The organism is Azospirillum palustre (genome assembly GCF_002573965.1).
Classification (GTDB): Bacteria; Pseudomonadota; Alphaproteobacteria; order Azospirillales; family Azospirillaceae; genus Azospirillum; species Azospirillum palustre.
In genome coordinates this window covers 138,655-155,669 of sequence record NZ_PDKW01000041.1, presented here as the reverse complement: position 1 = coordinate 155,669, position 17,015 = coordinate 138,655, and the positions used below count along the sequence as shown (strand labels likewise).

Sequence of the window (17,015 nt, the reverse complement as noted above, 5' to 3'; positions counted from 1 at the left end):
CATCCGGCGCCCCGCCGCATTGCCGGCCATGCCGATCACCTCTACGACCTCCACCACACAGGCCGACCGCTGATGCCCTCCACCCCCGCCCGCACCCCGGTCTGGCCCGGCAAGCCCACTCCGCTCGGCGCCACCTGGGACGGGTTCGGCGTCAACTTCGCGATCTTCTCCGCCCATGCCGAGCGGGTGGAGCTTTGCCTGTTCGACAAGACCGGCCAGCGCGAGGTGGAGCGCATCACCCTGCCGGAACACACCGACGAGGTCTGGCACGGCTATCTGCCCGACGCCCGGCCCGGCCTGCTCTACGGCTACCGTGTCCACGGACCCTACGAGCCGGAGGAAGGGCACCGCTTCAACCCGAACAAGCTGCTGATCGACCCCTATGCCCGGGCGCTGTTCGGCGGCTTCAAATGGTCGGACGCCCATTACGGCTACCGGGTCGGCTCGACCAAGGAGGACTTATCGTTCGACCGGCGCGACAATGCCCGCGGCATGCCGAAATGCCGGGTGGTCGATGGCGCCTTCACCTGGGGCCATGACCGCCACCGCCGGGTGCCCTGGACCGACACGGTTCTCTACGAGACCCATCTGCGCGGCTTCACCATGCGCCATCCGGACGTGCCGGCCCATCTGCGCGGCACCTTCGCCGGCATGTCGACCCAGAACGTCGTCGAGTATCTGCGGGCGCTCGGCATCACCTCGGTGGAGTTCCTGCCGGTCCAGGCCGTCGCCGACGAGCAGCATCTCGTCACCCGCGGCCTGACCAACTACTGGGGCTACAACACCATCGGCTTCTTCGCTCCGGAGCCGCGCTACATGAACACCGGCGTCCTGTCGGAGTTCAAGACGATGGTCGCCCGCCTGCACGAGGCGGGGATCGAGGTCATCCTCGACGTCGTCTACAACCACACGGCGGAAGGCAACCATCTGGGGCCGACCCTGTCCTTCAAGGGCATCGACAATCTCAGCTATTACCGGCTGATGCCGGACAGCCCGCGCTACTACATCAACGACACCGGCACCGGGAACACGCTGGATTTCAGCCACCCGCGCGTGGTTCAGATGGTGATGGACAGCCTCCGCTACTGGGTGACGGAGATGCATGTCGACGGCTTCCGCTTCGACCTCGCCACCGTGCTGGCGCGGGAGCCCTACGGCTACGATCCCGGTTCGGGCTTCCTCGACGCCGTGCGGCAGGACCCGGTGCTGGCCGACGTCAAGCTGATCGCCGAGCCGTGGGACGTCGGTCCCGGCGGCTATCAGGTCGGCAATTTCCCGCCGGGCTGGGCGGAGTGGAACGACCGCTACCGCGACACCGTGCGGCGCTACTGGCGCGGCGACGACGGCATGCTGCCGGAACTGGCCGGCCGCATCGCCGGCTCCGCCGACCTGTTCGAGAAGCGCGGGCGCCGCCCCTGGGCCAGCGTGAACTTCATCACCGCCCATGACGGCTTCACCCTGCACGACCTCGTCTCCTACAACGACAAGCACAACTGGGCGAACGGCGAGGAGAACCGCGACGGCCATTCCTCCAACTGCTCCTGGAACCATGGGGTGGAGGGGCCGACCGACGATCCCGCGGTGACCGGGCTGCGGGCGCGGCAGAAGCGCAACATGCTGGCGACGCTGATGCTGTCGCAGGGCACGCCGATGATGCTGGCCGGCGACGAGCTGGACCACAGCCAGGACGGCAACAACAACGCCTATTGCCAGGACAACGACATCACCTGGCTGGACTGGAGCAAGCGTGACGGGGCGCTGGTGTCCTTCGTCCGCCGGCTGATCGCGCTCCGGCGCGCCCATCCGGTGCTGCGCCGGCCGCTCTTCCTGCATGGGCGGGAGGTGGCGGAAAACGGGCTGAAGGACATCGTCTGGTACAACGCGCAAGGGGTGGAGAAGACCGCCGAGCATTGGCGCAACACCCAGGCGCGCTGCATCGTCCTGCTGCTGAACGGCCGCGCCGGCACCCATGTCGGTCCGGACGGGCAGCCGCTGTCCGACGGCGTCCTGCTGATCGTGCTGAACGCCCATGCCGACACCCTGACCGTGACCCTGCCCGACGTGCCGGGCGGCCGGGGCTGGCGTTGCGTGCTCGACACCCGCATCGACGACGGGGCGGGGGACGAGCGCATCCATCTGGCCGGTCGGTCGGCGCTGGTCGACGGGCGGACGGTCCTGGTCTTCACCCTGGTGGAGCAGGCGGGAATGTGACGGGGCGGGCAGGAGAGATGAGCGGAAGACATGCCATGCGGTGCCCTGCGATCCTTTGCCCACTGTCCCTCCCCCGGGTGGAGATGCTACCGCGACGGGCGGAGACAACGTGTGTTACGCTGTGTGGCGCGTTTCCGTCACAGCCGCAGCGGAGCTTCGGGTAGGACGATGCCGGATTACGATTTCTCGCAGGTCGACGCCGCGATCATCGACAGCCAGCTCAACACCGCGCGCGTGTTCCGCGACGTGCTGATCCGGCTGGGCTTCCGGCGGGTGGAGCTGTTCGATTCGGTGAAGGCCGCCACCGGCCTGCTGGGGTCGGTCATGCCCGATCTGGTGCTGGTCGATGCCGACGGCGAGGATTCCGAGGCCTTCCACTTCATCCGGGCGCTGCGCAACGAACCGACGGTGCCCAACCCGTTTGCCTGCGTCATCGTCACCACCTGGGCGCCGACCCCGGCGCTGCTGACCCGCGTCACCAATGTCGGCGGCGACGATCTGCTGATGAAGCCGGTGTCGCCCAAGCAGGTGCGCGACCGCATCGTCAGCCTGATCGAGTCGCGCAAGGGCTTCGTCGTCACCGCCGACTATATCGGGCCCGACCGCCGCAAATCGCCGCGCGAAGGGGCGCAGGTCCCGGTTCTGGACGCACCCAACACGTTGAGGCTGAAGGCGACCGGGCAATGGACCCAGTCCGGCGCCCGCATGCAGCTGAACGAGGCGGTCGCCACCGTCACCACGCAGAAGCGGCTGCGCGCCAGCATCCAGGTCGCCTTCCTGGTGGAGTTCGCCCTGGTCGGCCTGGCGCGGCCGGCTCCCGACCGCATGTCCATCGACCATGTCGGCCGCATCGGCGGTTTCCTGGACGATCTGCTGCGCCGGCTGGGCGACGATGGCGACCATGCCCCCGTCGAGGCGGTCGCCCGTGCGATCAAGACGCTGGCCGACAAGGTGCGCGCCACCGCCGAAACCGGTCCGGTTGCCGCCGACGACCGTGACCAGTTGCAGGCGCTGTCCCGCGCCCTGATGCAGGCCGTCGATCCCGACCGCGCGCTGGAGGCGATGACGCACGAGGTGTCGTCGGCCGTCGCCGGCTACCGCAGCCGGCTGGAGCAGATCGCCCAGGCCAAGGCCGCCGCTGCGGCGGCGCTGACGGCCTCCACCGCCGCCGCGGCCGACGAGGGCGCAAACGAGGGCGCGAACCAGCCCGTCGCCTTGTCCGCCCCGTTGCCGGCTGCCGCCGGCACGGCCCTGTCCGCCGGCTGATGGGAGCCGGCTGATTGGGGAGCGCCGATGGCATAGGCCGCCGTGCGGCATTGACGCCGGCAGTCTCCGTCCCAATCCCTAAGCCCCACCCTTCCTTCCGTACAACCCGCGGGGACCCTGCATGAGTGATCTCGACCGGCTGGCCGATCTGCTTGGACTTGAACCCCACTATCACGACATCTGGGGCAACCGGCGGGAGACGTCCGCCGCCACCAAGCGGGCGCTGATCGCCGCCATGGGGTTGCAGGCCGCCACGGACGGGGAGGTCGCCGACAGCCTGCGCACGGTCGAACGCCGGTCCTGGAGCCGTCCGCTGCCGCCGGTCCTGGTCAGCGGGGAAGGGCAGGGGATCGGTCTTGAGGTGGCCCTGCCGGCCGGGCTGGACGAGGCCGCGCTGGTGTGGGAGCTGACGCCGGAGGGGGGAACCGCCCAGGGCGGCCGCGTCGCGGTCCGCGACCTGCCTGTCACCGACCGCACCGCTCTGGACGACACGGCCTATGAGCGCCGTGCGCTGGGCGCCTTGCTGCCGGTGTCCCTGCCCATCGGCTATCACCGGCTGGACCTGCATGTCGAGGCTGCCGGCGGGCCGGGGCCGTCGGGTTCCACCACCCTGATCGTGGCGCCCGAGCGCTGCGTGACGGTGGAGGAGATGGTGCCGGCCGGCCGCAGCTGGGGCATCGGCTTGCAGGTCTATTCGCTGCGGTCGGAGCACGATTGGGGCATGGGCGATTTCGCCGACCTCGCCGGCTTCGCCGAAGTCGCCGGGCGGCTGGGTGCCGGGCTGGTCGGGCTGAACCCGCTGCACGCCCTGTTCCCGGCGGACCCCAACCACATCGGCCCCTATTCGCCGTCCAGCCGCCAGTTCCTCAACATCCTCTACATCGACCCGGCCGCCGTTCCCGAATTCGCCGGTGCCGACGATCTGCAGGCCCGGATTGCGGATCCCGCCTTCCAGACGGCGCTGGCGTCGGCCCGGCAGGCGGAGCTGGTCGACTACCCCGCCGTCGCCGCGCTGAAGCTGCCGCTGCTGGAGGCTCTGCACGCCCGCTTCCGCAGCCTTTCCGACGACCACCCGCGCAAGGTCGCCTATGCCGCCTTCCGGCAGGACATGGGGGAGGCGCTCGACCGCCATGCCCTGTTCGATGCCTTGCACGAGCATTTCTTCCGCCAGGATTCCGCACAGTGGATGTGGCGGAGCTGGCCGGCCGCCTTCCAGGACCCGCAGAGCGCCGAGGTGGCGGATTTCGCCGCAACGCATGCCGGCCGCGTCGATTTCTTCGCCTGGGCGCAGTTCGAAGCCGACCGCCAGCTGGGCGAGGCCGCGGCGCGTGGGCGGTCCGCCGGCCTCGCCATGGGCTTCTACCGCGACCTTGCCGTTGCCGTCCATCCCGGCGGCGGCTCCGCCTGGGCCGATCCGGCGATGCTGGTGCAGGGCGCAAATGTCGGAGCCCCGCCCGACCAGTTCAACATGAACGGACAGAACTGGGGCTTGGCGCCGCTGTCGCCGCTGGGCCTGCGCGAGTCCGCCTATCGCCCCTTCATCGAGCTTCTGCGCGCCAACATGCGCCATGCCGCCGCGCTGCGCATCGACCATGTGATGGCGTTGCAGCACCTGTTCTGGATCCCGGAGGACGGCAGCCCCGGCGCCTATGTCGCCTATCCCTTCCACGACCTGCTGCGCATCGTGGCGCTGGAGAGCCGGCGCAACCGGTGTGTCGTGATCGGCGAGGATTTGGGCACCGTGCCGGACGGCTTCCGCCCGGCCCTGGAGCAGGCCGGCATTCTCAGCTACCGCGTGCTCTATTTCGAGCGCACCGCCGACGGCGGCTTCAAGTCCCCCGCTGAGTATCCGGCCGGTTCGATGGCGACGGTCAGCACCCATGATCTGGCACCCTTCAAGGGCTTCTGGACCGGCCGCGACCTCGACTGGCGCAAACGGCTGGGCCTTTATCCCGACGATGCCAGCCGCGACAAGGACCACTGGGATCGCGGCGTCGACCGCTGGCGCCTGTTGCAGGCCCTGTCGCGGGAGGGGCTGCGCCCGGACAGCTATCCCACGGAGGACGGCGACCAGCCGTTCCGCGTCGAGCTGTCTGCCGCTGTCCACGCCTATCTGTCACGCACGCCATCCCGCATCGTGATGGTTCAGATCGAAGATGCGCTGGCCGACGACGAGCAGCCCAACCTTCCCGGCACAGTGGACCAGCACCCCAACTGGCGCCGCCGCCTTCCCCGCAAGCTGGAGGAACTGGAGGCTGACGAAGAGCTTCGCCACATCGTCGCCCCGATGACCGGCATCGTTCCGCGATGACGACAACCGCCGCCGGCCTGTGGAAAACCGGGCCGGCGGCGGCGGTTGGAAAAAAATGCATCCGAAGTGAAAAAAGCTCTTCACAGCCCGGCACATGGTCGCTATAAACCCGCCCACACCACGGGGCACGGCGAACGAGCCGCCCCGGTGACGGTCTGGGGGATCGTCTAGCGGTAGGACAGCGGACTCTGACTCCGCCAGCCTAGGTTCGAATCCTAGTCCCCCAACCAACCTCTCCAAACGGCCAGAACTTTCAAGAGCTTACGGGCAGCGCGCACCCCGCAACGTCGGGCGTGTGCAAAACTGACTCGCAACGTTGTCGCACATCGCGCACCCCGGCCGACCTGGAGTGACCGAGCGTGGCGAAGCTAGCAGGCTGCGGAAAACGAACATATTTCGGCTTTTTGCCTCCGCTGAGGCTTGAGAATGGCGTTTCCAACGCCTGTTTTTGTCAGAATGGAGCGCCTTTTCGCGCTCCGAGATGCCCGGAGCCGCTGTTCAGGCGGACTCCGGGCGTGATTATGCTGCCGCCAGCAGTTTTGGCAGGCGGATCAGGTTGTAGGCGGCAGCGGTCAGGGTGAACATCCAACCGACGCGGGCCGTGCCGCGATGACGCGTTTTGCGCAAGCCAGCTCCCTTGATCCAGCCGAACAGCTCCTCGATCCGTTTGCGGATGCGCAAGGACACGGCATAGCCAGGGTGGCGGGTGGTCCGGCCGTCGATCGCCAAGCGGCGGTTGCTCGTGTTCTGCCCGACGTGCGGAGCCACGCCCAACTCGCGCATGTTTGCCACGAAATCCTTGGTATCGTAAGCCTTGTCGGCGCCCACCGTGATGCGGTGGCGGCTGGGGATGGTCTCGACCATGGATACCGCCGCCTCGCGTTCGGCCAAGCCGGTGGCTGCCGTCAGCCGGACATCCACCACCAGGGCCGTTCCGGTTCTCCATCAGGGCGTGGCCCATGAAGGCCAGCTTCGCCAGCTGCCCGTTGCCCTTACGGTACAGCCGCGCCTCGGGATCGCTGGTCGAGGCATGGGTCTCGTTGGGGCATAGCCTTTTTCCGCAGCCTGCTAGTTCTACTGTGTCATAAAGTGTGCAATTGATGGCAGCATGGACATCGCTGAAGAGTTCTGGCGATTGCGATGCGCAAGGTCGCGATGGACGTCGGGACGTGGCGCTCAGGGCGCGGCGGCGGCCCCGCGGGGTCGGAAGCTTTCGGGAAGGTCAGGCGCTTGGAGGCGCCCGGAGCGAGGTGGTCCTGAGGGGGGAAACGCCGCCCGTTCCCTGATCAGGAATCCGTAGGCGGCGATGCACAGGGTCGCGTGGTGATGGAATCCACGCCATCCTCGGCCCTCGGAATGGCCGAGGCCGAGTTCCTGTTTGAGTTCGAGGTAATCGCGTTCGATGCGCCACCGCGACTTGGCGGTCTCGACCAGGGCGTCGAGCGGCATTGTCTCCGGCAGCGTCGACAACCAATATTTGGTCGACTCCTCTTTCACCCTCCGGCCACTCGATCAGCAGCCATTCCTCCGGCCGGCGTTCCGACCGTTCCTCATCGCGATGCGCCGGGTGGACGCGGACGGCGGCGAAACGGGAGGCGAGCGGCGCGTTCGTGCCTTCCCGCCAAGTGACGGAACGCCAAGCGTCCGGCGCCAGCCTTTCGGCCAGAGCCTTCACCGACACGGGCTCGTGTCCGAGGGCGCGTCGCGGAAGCTTCGGCGGCCGCCCCTTGCCGCTCCACGGCTTGGGCGGCAGTGGTTCCACGCCGGGCGGCCAGACGGTCAGCGAGGACTGGACCCCGGCGACGTAAGCCAGCCCCAGCGCGGTCACGCCTTCGCGCAGGGCGGTGTCGTTGCCGTAGCCTGCGTCCATCAGGACCACGCCCGGCGGCAGCCCCGCCGTCATGGCCATGCGGATCTGGTCCAGCACGATGGCGGGCTTGGTCTGGAAGAGGACCCCGTCCGGGACGCCGGTCCGTGCCCGGCGCTCCGCGTCGCCGGCCCATGTCCCCGGTAGGTACAGCCGGAAGGCGACGGGAAGGCTGGCGTGTTCGGGTGCCAGCGACAGCGACACGGCGACCTGACAATTGTCCTGCTTGCCGATCTGGCCGCAGTACTGGTGCGTCACGTCAACGGAATGGCGCCCCTTCTTCGGCATGCCAGTGTCGTCGATGATCCAGGCGCGGATTGGGCCACGTTTCAACAGCGCCCGCAAAACCAGATCGCGCACCCCGGCCAGCACAGCGGCATCGTCCCAGGCCGCCTTGGCAACAAAATGGTGCAAGGACTGGTGGGCGGCGCCGACACGTCCCGGCTCCACCCGCGCCGCCATCGGCTCGACGCTCTTGCGGTCGCCGGGAAGGATCAATCCGGTACAATAGGCACGAAACGGCGCCCCGCGATCAGCGTGACCCAAAGCCGGCGCCAAGCGCTCGACATACGCCGCGAACCGTGATTCGATGGCGTCTGCCGTGCCAAGGGGAGCCATACCGCCTCTCTGAACGACGCATGAATCCCCTTATTACAACGAACCTCTGTCCCATTCCAGATTTTGTGACACAGTAGAACTAGGCGCCCACGCTGTAGCGGTTGGCCGGATCGGCCTTGCCCGGCCTGCCGGACCCGGCCCCGCAGCGTCTCTGCCGTACAGCCGATCTTCGCCGCAATCGAAGTGATCGCCGCCCACCGCGACGCGTGTTCGCCTTCGTGTTCGAACGCCATCCGAATCGCGCACTGGCGCATTCCAGGGGCGTATTTGGGTGGTGCTTGCTTCGTCATGTCGACTCCAGCCTCTCAAGAGACGGGGCCTCAAACAAACCTGGCGCGGTCCACCGCAGATCGATCCGTCAGGAGGTATGGTTTCAGCGCTGAAGATCGGAAAGCTGCGAAGGAATAGGGCTGACTCCCGGATCGACCGAGGACGTCAACCCATCGCGCGCCTTGCGGGCTTCCGCGAGGATCCAGCCGCGGAAAGCCTGCGTCCGGGGATCGTCCAGCCGGCTTTCGTGGATCAGCAGGTAATATTCGCCGGCACTGCGCAGCTCGGATGGCAGCGGCATCACCAGTTCGGCGCGGCGGTCGTACTGCGCCAGCAGGATGTCGGGCACGATGGCTATCCCGCGGCCCTGGCGGGCGGCGTCCAGCGACATGAAGAAATGGCCGAACTCCAGCTCCGCGCCGGTTCCGGCCATGGCTTGCCCGCCGGTCGCCTTCAGCCAGTCCGGCCAAGCGTGCCGGCGGCTGGAGGTGTGGATCAGCGGCAGGCGCACCAGCGGCCGCCCGTCCTCCAGCACCGCTTCGCCTGCAAGCTCCGGTGCGCAGGCCGGGCGGAGGATGTCGGGGAACAGCTCGTCCGCCTGCACGCCGTCCCAGCTCGTCACCATGTCCAGGTCGATGCGCGGCTGCCCGCGCTCATAGCGGCGGCCCGGAATGCGACCGACGCGGATCGCGATGTCGGCCTCGTGCGCCAGCAGGTTCGATGGCTCGATGGACGAGATGATCCGCACCTCGACGCCGGGGTTGGCCTGCGTGAACAGATGCAGGCGCGGCATCAGCCACAGCGACGCGATGGTCGGCAGGATCGAGATGGTCAGCGTGCGCATCGTCCGCGACCGGCCGATCCGCTGCGCCGAGCGCTCCAACTCACCCAGACAATCGCGGACGGTGCGGGCGAAATCCTCCCCCTCCGGCGTCAGTTCGATGCGCCGGGTCATGCGGCGGAACAGCTGGCAGTCCAGCGCCAGTTCGAGGTCGCGCACCTGCCGGCTGATCGCGCCCTGGGTCAGGTGCAGCTCGTCGGCCGCCAGCGTGAAGGAGAGGTGCCGCGCGGCGGCGTCGAACCCGCGCAGGGTGTTGAGCGGCGGCAGCGGTCGTTTCGGCATTGGCATGGCCTCCCATGGATGAGCCTAGGTCATGCATAGGGGCCGAACAAGTCGTTTGTGAGGTCCGGTATCCTCCGGCAGGCTTCCTGTCACTGAACCGTCAGAGTTCAAAAGAAACAGGGCAAGCGCGAGGGTTACCGTGACACGAACAGCCATCACACGACAGACAAGGGGCGATCCCGGTAAGATTTGGACGCTCGAAGTCAGCGGCATTGCCAAGAATTACGGGGCGACCTGTGCGCTCCGCAACGCTTCGTTGCGGCTGCGGCCGGGAAAGGTCCATGCGCTTCTTGGCGAGAACGGCGCCGGCAAGAGCACGCTGGTGAAGATCGTCGTCGGCGCCATCCAGCCCGACCGCGGGCGGATCGCGCTGAACGGCGTTCCGACCCGCTTCGCCGGGGTGCGGCAGGCGATTGCCGCCGGAGTGATCCCGATCTACCAGCATCTCAGCCTGTTCCCCCATCTGTCGGTGCTGGAGAACCTGTCGGCCTTCGCCATCGCGGGTGCGGCGGGGCTGCGCGCCCGGCCGGCCCTGGTGCCGCGCGCCACGGCGCGGGCCTGGCTGGACGCGGTCGGCCTCGACTGCGACCTCGACCTTCCGGTCGAGCGGCTGTCGGTCGGCGAGCGCCAGCTGGTGGAGATCGCCCGCGGGCTGGGGCAGCGCTGCACGCTGCTGGTGCTGGACGAGCCGACCGCCGCCCTGACCCATGACGAGACCGACCGGCTGTTCGGCGTGGTCCGCCGTCTGTGCGCGGAGGGTACCGCGGTCCTTTTCATCAGCCACAAGTTCGACGAGATCGAGGCGCTGGCCGACGACGTCACCGTCCTGCGCGACGGCGTCGCGGTGATCGACGCCGAGCCGCTGGCCTCGCTCAGCCGTGCCGAGCTGGTCCGCGCCATGCTGGGCGACATGGTGGAGTCCGGCGAGCGCGCGTTGCCGCAGCCGGGCGCCCCAATGCTGATCGCGACCGGACTGATGCTCGGGCCGGCGGCCGGCATCGCCACGCGGCCCGCCGACATCACCGTGCGGGCGGGCGAGATCGTCGGGCTGGCCGGGCTGGTCGGTTCGGGCGCCTTGGAACTGGCGGCGGCGCTGGCGGGGGCCCGGCCGGTCGCCGCCGGCACGCTTGCGGTGCGGGGGGAGACGCTGCCGGCGGGCGACCGCGCACGGGCCGTCGCCGCCGGGGTCGGCTATGTTCCGGCCGACCGCCATGCCGAGGGGCTGTTCGGCCCGCTGGCGGCGCTCCAGAACGCCTCCTCCTCGACCGTCGCGCTGTTCTCGCGCGGCGGGCTGCTGCGGCCGGGCGGCGAGGCGGCGGCGCTGATGCCCTGGCTGCGCCGGCTGAACCTGCACCCCTTCCAGCCGGAGCGGCCGGCCGCCGGCTTCAGCGGCGGCAACCAGCAGAAGCTGCTGCTGTCGCGCAATCTGGCGGTGCCAGACCTGCGGGTCCTGGTGGTGCTGGAACCGACGCGGGGCGTCGACATCGCCGCGCGCGAGACCATCCACGACGCGCTGGTCGAGGCCGCTGGCCGGGGCGTCGCCGTCGTCATCGCCTCCAGCGACCTCGACGAGGTCATGGCCCTTTCGCACCGCATCCTGGTCGTGCGGCACGGCAGCCTCGACGGCGAACTGCCGCGCGGCACCGGCCGCGCCGCCCTGATGGACCGGCTGGCCGGCCGGAGGGCGGCATGATGGCCCTGACCGGCGCCCGGCCGCGCCGCTTCTCCGGCCGTCTCAACCCGCCCGCCGCCGTCTGGGTCGTCCTGCTGCTGTTCTGCGTCTTCGCTTTGGCGGTGCCGCGCTTCGCCAGCGCCGGCAATCTGGAGAATTTGCTGCGGGTCGGTTCCATCCTCGGCATCGCCGCCTGCGGCCAGACCATCGTGTTGATCCTCGGCGGGATCGAGTTCTCCTTCGGCGCGTCGGCGGCGCTGGCCAGCGTGGTGACGGTGCTGGCCCTGCCGTCCGCCGGGGTGGCGGGCGGCTTCGCGGCCGGCGCGGCGGCGGTGCTGCTGGTCGGTCTCGTCAACGGCACGCTGGTCGCGCGTTTTTCCCTGCCGCCCTTCCTCGTCACGCTCGGCATGCTGATGGTGGCCGGTGGCGGGGCGGCGGTTCTGGCCGGCGGCCTGCCGATCGACGCGCCGCCGAGCGACGCCTTCTCCTGGCCGGCGCGCGGCCGGGTCGTCGGCATCCCGGTGCCGATCCTGGCGGCGGCGGCAAGCTTCGTCCTGCTGCACCTCCTGCTCGCCCACACCCGCGCCGGCCGGCTCTGGTACCTCGTCGGCGCCAACGGCACGGCGGCGCGGCTGTCCGGAATCACGGTGTGGCGGTCGGTGCTGGCGGGCTATCTGCTGGCCGGCGCCTTCTGCGCCCTTGCCGCCGTCATCCTGACCAGCCGGGTCGCTTCCGGTCAGCCCGGCCTCGCGCCCAACCTGCCGTTCGAGACCATCGCGGCCTGCGCCGTCGGCGGCATCCCGCTGGCCGGCGGGCAGGGCAGGGCGGTGCAGACCCTGTGCGGCGTGCTGGTCATCGCCATGCTGAACAACGCGGTGGTGCTGCTGAACCTGCCCGTCGCCTATCAGCAACTGATGATCGCCGCCGTGATCCTTGGCGCGGTGATGCTCCAGCAGGCGCCCCGGCTGCTCCTGCTGCTGCCGGTCCGGCCGGCCCGCCAGTCGGAGGAGGACCGGTCATGAGCGTCAATCTCCTGCGCCGCTCCGTCGATGGCCTGCGCGCCGCCGGTTCCGTCCTTCCCATCCCCTTCCGGGTCGCGCCGCTCTGCCTGATCCTGGCGGTGGCGGTGTTCGCGGCCATCGCGCCACGCTTCCTCAGCCTGGGCAACGCCGCCAACATCGGGGCGCAGGTCTGGGTTCTCGCCCTGCTCGCCATCGGACAGATGTTCGTGCTGGCGACCCGGGGCTTCGACATCTCGGTCGGCGCCGTCGCCGCCCTGTCCAGCGTCTGCGCGGCGATGGCCTGCAATGGCTGGGGCCTGCCCGGGCTGTCCGCCGGGGCGCTGGCCGGGCTGCTCTGCGGGCTGGTCAACGGCGCCCTGGTCGGCACGCTCGGCCTCCAGCCGGTGGTCGCCACGCTGGGCAGCCTGATCGCGGTGCGCGGCCTGTCGCTGCTGATCACCGGCGACGGGCAGGTGGTGCCGCTCGACGCGGCCGGCGCGGTGACCCGTCTCGGCTTCGAGCCGATGCCGGTCCTCCCCGCCTCCAGCTGGGCGGCGCTGGTCCTGGCGGTCGGGGCCGCCCTGCTGGTCGGCCGCAGCCTCGCCGGCCGGCGCATCCTGATGGCCGGCTCGAACCCCGAGGCGGTGGCGCTGGTCGGCGTCGACACCCGGCGCGTCCAGCTCTGGGCCTATGGCCTGTGCGGCCTGTTTGCCGGTTTCGCCGGGGTGCTCATGACGGTCCGCGCCGGCTCCGGCCTGCCGACCGAGGGGGCGGGGATGGAGCTTCAGGCCATCGCCGCCGCGGTCATCGGCGGGACCGCGCTCAGCGGCGGCATCGCCAGCGTGGCCGCCGTCGTGACCGGGGCCGCCTTCATCCAGGTGCTGCTGACCGGCCTCAACCTTCAGGGCGTCTCGCCCTTCGTCGCCCAGATCGCCGTCGGGGTGGTCATCATCGCCTCCGGCCTTCTCGAAACGCTTCTGCGCTCTCTGCCGTCCTTCCCCTCCCAATCAAGGACACGGACATGACCCGCTCCCCGATCCGCTTCGCCGGAAGCCTCGCCGCCCTTCTTCTGCTCTCCACCGCGCCGGTCCTGGCACAGGACAAGGCCATCGGCTTCGCCATCCCCAACCTCGCCTCGTCCTTCTGGATCTCCGCCGTCTACGGGGCGGAGCAGGAGGCCAAGGCCGCCGGCGTCACGCTGGTCAAGCTGAACGCCGGCGGCGACGCCAACACCAGCCAACAGATCGCCCAGATCCAGGATCTGGCCCAGCGCGGCGTCGCCGCCATCATCATCGGCGCGACCAACGGCGACGCGGTGCGGGCAGTGGTGGAGCAGGCGGTCGGCCGCGGCATTCCGGTGGTCGGCATCTCCTCGCCGCCCAACAGCGACCGGCTTAGCGCGACGGTCAGCGCCGACCATTACGACATGGGCCGTCTCCAGGCGCGCTGTCTGGCCCAGGCCATCGGCGGCAAGGGCGAGGTGGCGATGATGGCGGGACCGACCGGGCAGGCCTGGTCCGACCTGCGGGCCAAGGGCTTCCGCGAGACGCTGGCGAAGGAGGCGCCGGGGGTGACGGTCGTCGCCGAATCCCGGCTGGCCGACAACCGCAACGCCGCCCTGACCACGGCGGAGGACTGGACCCAGCGCTTCCCCGAGCTGAAGGGCGTCTATGCCGCCACCGACGACATGGCGGCCGGCGTGGTCGCCGCGATGAAGGCGGCCGGGCGCATGCCGGCGGTGCGGATCTCGGCCTCCAACTTCAGCCCGACGGCGCAGCAGCTGCTGAAGGACCGCGAGCTGGCCTGCACCTCCATCCAGCAGGTGGTGGCGCAGGGCCGCGCCGCCTTCACCCAGGCGCTGGCCGCCGCCGCGAAGAAGCCGGTCGAGGCCAAGGTCGTGCTGCCGGCGCTGCTCGTCACCTCTGACACGCTGGGCGAGGTCGATCTAAGCTCGGTCGTCGCCCCGGCCGATTACCGGCCCTGACCATATCGAACCGAAGGCAGGACAAGCGATGCTCCCCTCCCACAACCGCTTCCCTTATTCCGCCATCACCGACCGTCCCGACTTCTCCTGGCCGGGGGGCAAGCGGCTGGCCGTCTATGTGGCGCTCTGCGTCGAGCATTTCCCCTACGGCAGCGGCCTCGGCCTGCCCTATTCGCCGGGGCTGAGCCATCCCAACAGCTACAATTGGGCATGGCGGGAATACGGCAACCGGGTCGGCGGCTGGCGGCTGATCGACCTGTTCGACGCCCACCGCCTGCCGCTGACGGTGCTGCTCAACACCGAATGCTACGAGCATTGCCCGGAACTGGTCGCGGCGCTGCGCCAGCGCGGCGACGAGATCGTCGCCCATGGCCGCACCAACGGCGAGCACCAGAACGGCATGGGCCTGGATGAGGAGCGCAGCCTGATCGCCGAGGCGACCGAGGCCATCCGCCGCCACGAGGGCAAGTCCCCCGCCGGCTGGATGAGCCCCGGCGCCCACCCCAGCGCCAACACCGAGGATCTGCTGGCCGAAGCCGGCTACCGCTACACGCTGGACTGGCCGATGGACGACCAGCCGGTGTGGATGCGGACCACCGGCGGGCCGCTGCTGAGCGTGCCCTATCCGCACGAGGTGAACGACGTGCCGATGGTGGTGCTGCATGACGGCACGGCGCCGGCCTTCGCCGACATGGCCATCGACAATTTCGACGAGATGCTGCGCCAGTCGAAGGACCAGCCGCTCGCCTACGGCATCACCATCCACAGCTTCATCGTCGGCCAGCCCTTCCGCATCAAGCAGTTCCGCCGGGTGCTGGAGCATCTCGAAGCCCATCGCGACGAGGTGTGGTTCGCCACCGCCGGCCAGATCGCCGACCATTTCGCCGGTCTGATGCCGCCGCCGGCGACCACCACCCCCTGAACCGGTCCCTTACCCGTTCCTGACGCTGGCCCTCCGTCGGGCCGGCTCCCATCCGAAAGGTTCCATCATGACTGAGACGCCCCTTGGGCTGTCCCAAACCCCGGCGCATGCCCGCGCTCTGCCCCCGCTGCGGGTCGCCGTTGCCGGCCTCGGCGCCGTCGGGCTGAAGATCGTCGAGGCGCTCGACGAGGGGCTCGACGGCTGCGTCCTGACCGCCGTCTCGGCCCGCGACAGGACGGCGGCGGTGGACCGCCTGTCCGCCCTGGCCCGCCCGGTGCCGGTGGTGGACATCGCCGAGCTGGAGCCGCTCGCCGATCTCGTTGTCGAATGCGCCCCCGCAGCGCTGCTTCCGTCCATCGTCGAGCCGTTCCTCCGCGCCGGCAAGACCGCGGTGGTGCTCAGCTCCGGCGCCCTGCTGGCCAACGAGGGGCTGGTCGCAACCGCCCGCGCCCATGGCGGGCAGATCGTCGTGCCGACCGGGGCGCTGCTCGGGCTCGACGCGGTGACGGCGGCGGCGGAGGGGGAAATCCGCGCCGTACGCATGGTGACGCGCAAGCCGGTGCGCGGGCTGGTCGGCGCCCCCTATCTGGTCGAGAACGGCATCGCAATCGAGGACATCACCGGCCCGTTGCGCATCTTCCACGGCACCCCGCGCGAGGCGGCGGTCGGCTTCCCGGCCAACCTGAACGTGGCGGTGGCGCTGTCGCTGGCCGGCATCGGCCCCGACCGCACGACGCTGGAGATCTGGGCCGACCCGGCGCTGGAGCGCAACACCCACCGCATCGAGGTCGAGGCGGACTCGGCGACCTTCACCATGGCGATCGAGAACATCCCGACCGACAACCCGAAGACCGGCCGCATCACCGCCCTGTCGGTCCTGGCCTATCTGCGCAAGCTGCGTGCGCCGCTGCGCGTCGGCTCCTGAGCGCCGTCCTTTTCAGAAAATCAAAAACAGAAGGGGGATTCGTCATGGATCTCGGACTTTCCGGCCGCACCGCGCTGGTGCTGGGCGCCGGGGGCGGGCTCGGCCGCGCCATCGCCCTGGGTCTGGCGCGCGAAGGCGCCAACCTCGTCATCGCCGACCGCGACGCGCCGTCGCTGGCCGCCACCAGCGCCATCCTCACCGACACTGTTGGCGCCGGAACCGCCGCACCCTGCCTCCCCATTGTCTGGGATCTCGGCGACTCTGCCGCCACCGACCGCAACGTCGCCCTGGCCGAGGAGCGGTTCGGCGGAATCGACATCCTGGTCAACAACACCGGCGGCCCGCCGCCGTCGCCGGCCAGCGGCGTCGATCCGAAGATCTGGTCGGCGCAGTTCGAGGCGATGGTGCTGTCGGTCATCCGCATCACCGACCGGGTGCTGCCCGGCATGCGGACGCGGCGCTGGGGCCGGATCGTCACCAGCGCCTCGTCGGGCGTCGTGGCGCCTATCCCTAACCTTGCGCTGTCCAACGCGCTGCGCCTGTCCCTGGTCGGCTGGTCCAAGTCGCTGGCCCGCGAGGTGGCGGCCGACGGCGTGACCGTCAACGTCGTCCTGCCCGGCCGCATCGCCACCGACCGCATCCGCTTCCTGGACGAGAGCAAGGCGGCCCGCGAAGGGCGGCAGGTCGCCGACATCGTCGCCGAGAGCACCGCCGCCATCCCGATGGCCCGCTACGGCGAGCCCCGCGAATACGCCGACGCCGTCGCCTTCCTGGCCAGCGAGCGCGCCGCCTACGTCACCGGCTCCACCCTGCGGGTGGACGGCGGCTACATCCCCAGCATCTGA

Annotated in this window: 11 protein-coding genes, 1 tRNA gene and 3 pseudogenes; 11 read left to right on the top strand and 4 right to left on the bottom strand. The window is 69.8% G+C overall.

The window, feature by feature from the left end; all coding sequences use genetic code 11:
- Positions 1-72: 72 nt before the first annotated feature.
- The 4 genes from glgX (at position 73) to CRT60_RS14465 (ending at position 6,018) form a co-directional block, all read left to right on the top strand.
- A complete protein-coding gene (glgX, locus tag CRT60_RS14480) occupies positions 73-2,211 on the top strand; it encodes a glycogen debranching protein GlgX (protein WP_098737861.1) in 2,139 nt (712 codons plus the stop codon).
- A gap of 168 nt (positions 2,212-2,379) precedes the next feature.
- Positions 2,380-3,477: a response regulator gene (locus tag CRT60_RS14475; protein WP_244592504.1), complete on the top strand. Its 1,098-nt coding sequence runs from the start codon at positions 2,380-2,382 to the stop codon at positions 3,475-3,477.
- 121 nt (positions 3,478-3,598) lie between these two features.
- The gene (gene malQ, locus CRT60_RS14470) at positions 3,599-5,788 is read left to right on the top strand and encodes a 4-alpha-glucanotransferase (protein ID WP_098737132.1); all 2,190 of its coding nucleotides are present in this window, start codon (positions 3,599-3,601) and stop codon (positions 5,786-5,788) included.
- A 156-nt stretch (positions 5,789-5,944) separates the two neighbouring features.
- Positions 5,945-6,018 (top strand) — tRNA-Gln (locus CRT60_RS14465).
- A 289-nt stretch (positions 6,019-6,307) separates the two neighbouring features.
- Here the strand turns inward: CRT60_RS14465 and CRT60_RS14460 are convergent.
- The 4 genes and pseudogenes from CRT60_RS14460 to CRT60_RS14445 all read right to left on the bottom strand — a co-directional run.
- A pseudogene (locus CRT60_RS14460) lies at positions 6,308-6,830 on the bottom strand (transposase); the annotation flags it as partial.
- A gap of 134 nt (positions 6,831-6,964) precedes the next feature.
- Positions 6,965-8,273 (bottom strand): annotated as a pseudogene (locus CRT60_RS14455) (IS701 family transposase).
- A 122-nt stretch (positions 8,274-8,395) separates the two neighbouring features.
- A pseudogene (locus tag CRT60_RS14450) lies at positions 8,396-8,563 on the bottom strand (IS3 family transposase); the annotation flags it as partial.
- Between the two features lie 83 nt (positions 8,564-8,646).
- Entirely contained in the window at positions 8,647-9,666 is a 1,020-nt protein-coding gene (locus CRT60_RS14445) for a LysR substrate-binding domain-containing protein (RefSeq protein ID WP_161958057.1), read from the bottom strand.
- 139 nt (positions 9,667-9,805) lie between these two features.
- Here CRT60_RS14445 and CRT60_RS14440 point away from each other — a divergent pair, with 139 nt between their 5' ends.
- The 7 genes from CRT60_RS14440 (at position 9,806) to CRT60_RS14410 (ending at position 17,015) form a co-directional block, all read left to right on the top strand.
- On the top strand, positions 9,806-11,359 hold the full coding sequence (locus CRT60_RS14440; RefSeq protein ID WP_098737130.1) for a sugar ABC transporter ATP-binding protein: 1,554 nt from the start codon (positions 9,806-9,808) through the stop codon (positions 11,357-11,359).
- Entirely contained in the window at positions 11,356-12,360 is a 1,005-nt protein-coding gene (locus CRT60_RS14435; protein WP_098737129.1) for an ABC transporter permease, read from the top strand. The genes CRT60_RS14440 and CRT60_RS14435 overlap by 4 nt, the downstream gene beginning before the upstream one ends.
- The gene (locus CRT60_RS14430; RefSeq protein ID WP_098737128.1) at positions 12,357-13,364 is read left to right on the top strand and encodes an ABC transporter permease; all 1,008 of its coding nucleotides are present in this window, start codon (positions 12,357-12,359) and stop codon (positions 13,362-13,364) included. The genes CRT60_RS14435 and CRT60_RS14430 overlap by 4 nt, the downstream gene beginning before the upstream one ends.
- Positions 13,361-14,323 carry a substrate-binding domain-containing protein gene (locus CRT60_RS14425; protein ID WP_098737127.1) on the top strand — a complete coding sequence of 321 codons (963 nt, stop codon included), beginning with the start codon at positions 13,361-13,363 and terminating at the stop codon, positions 14,321-14,323. The genes CRT60_RS14430 and CRT60_RS14425 overlap by 4 nt, the downstream gene beginning before the upstream one ends.
- Before the next feature lie 28 nt (positions 14,324-14,351).
- A complete protein-coding gene (locus tag CRT60_RS14420) occupies positions 14,352-15,245 on the top strand; it encodes a polysaccharide deacetylase family protein (protein ID WP_098737126.1) in 894 nt (297 codons plus the stop codon).
- 67 nt (positions 15,246-15,312) lie between these two features.
- On the top strand, positions 15,313-16,170 hold the full coding sequence (locus tag CRT60_RS14415; protein ID WP_098737125.1) for an aspartate dehydrogenase: 858 nt from the start codon (positions 15,313-15,315) through the stop codon (positions 16,168-16,170).
- Positions 16,171-16,214: 44 nt separating this feature from the next.
- Complete coding sequence (locus CRT60_RS14410) at positions 16,215-17,015, top strand: SDR family oxidoreductase (RefSeq protein ID WP_098737124.1); 801 nt, start codon at positions 16,215-16,217, stop codon at positions 17,013-17,015.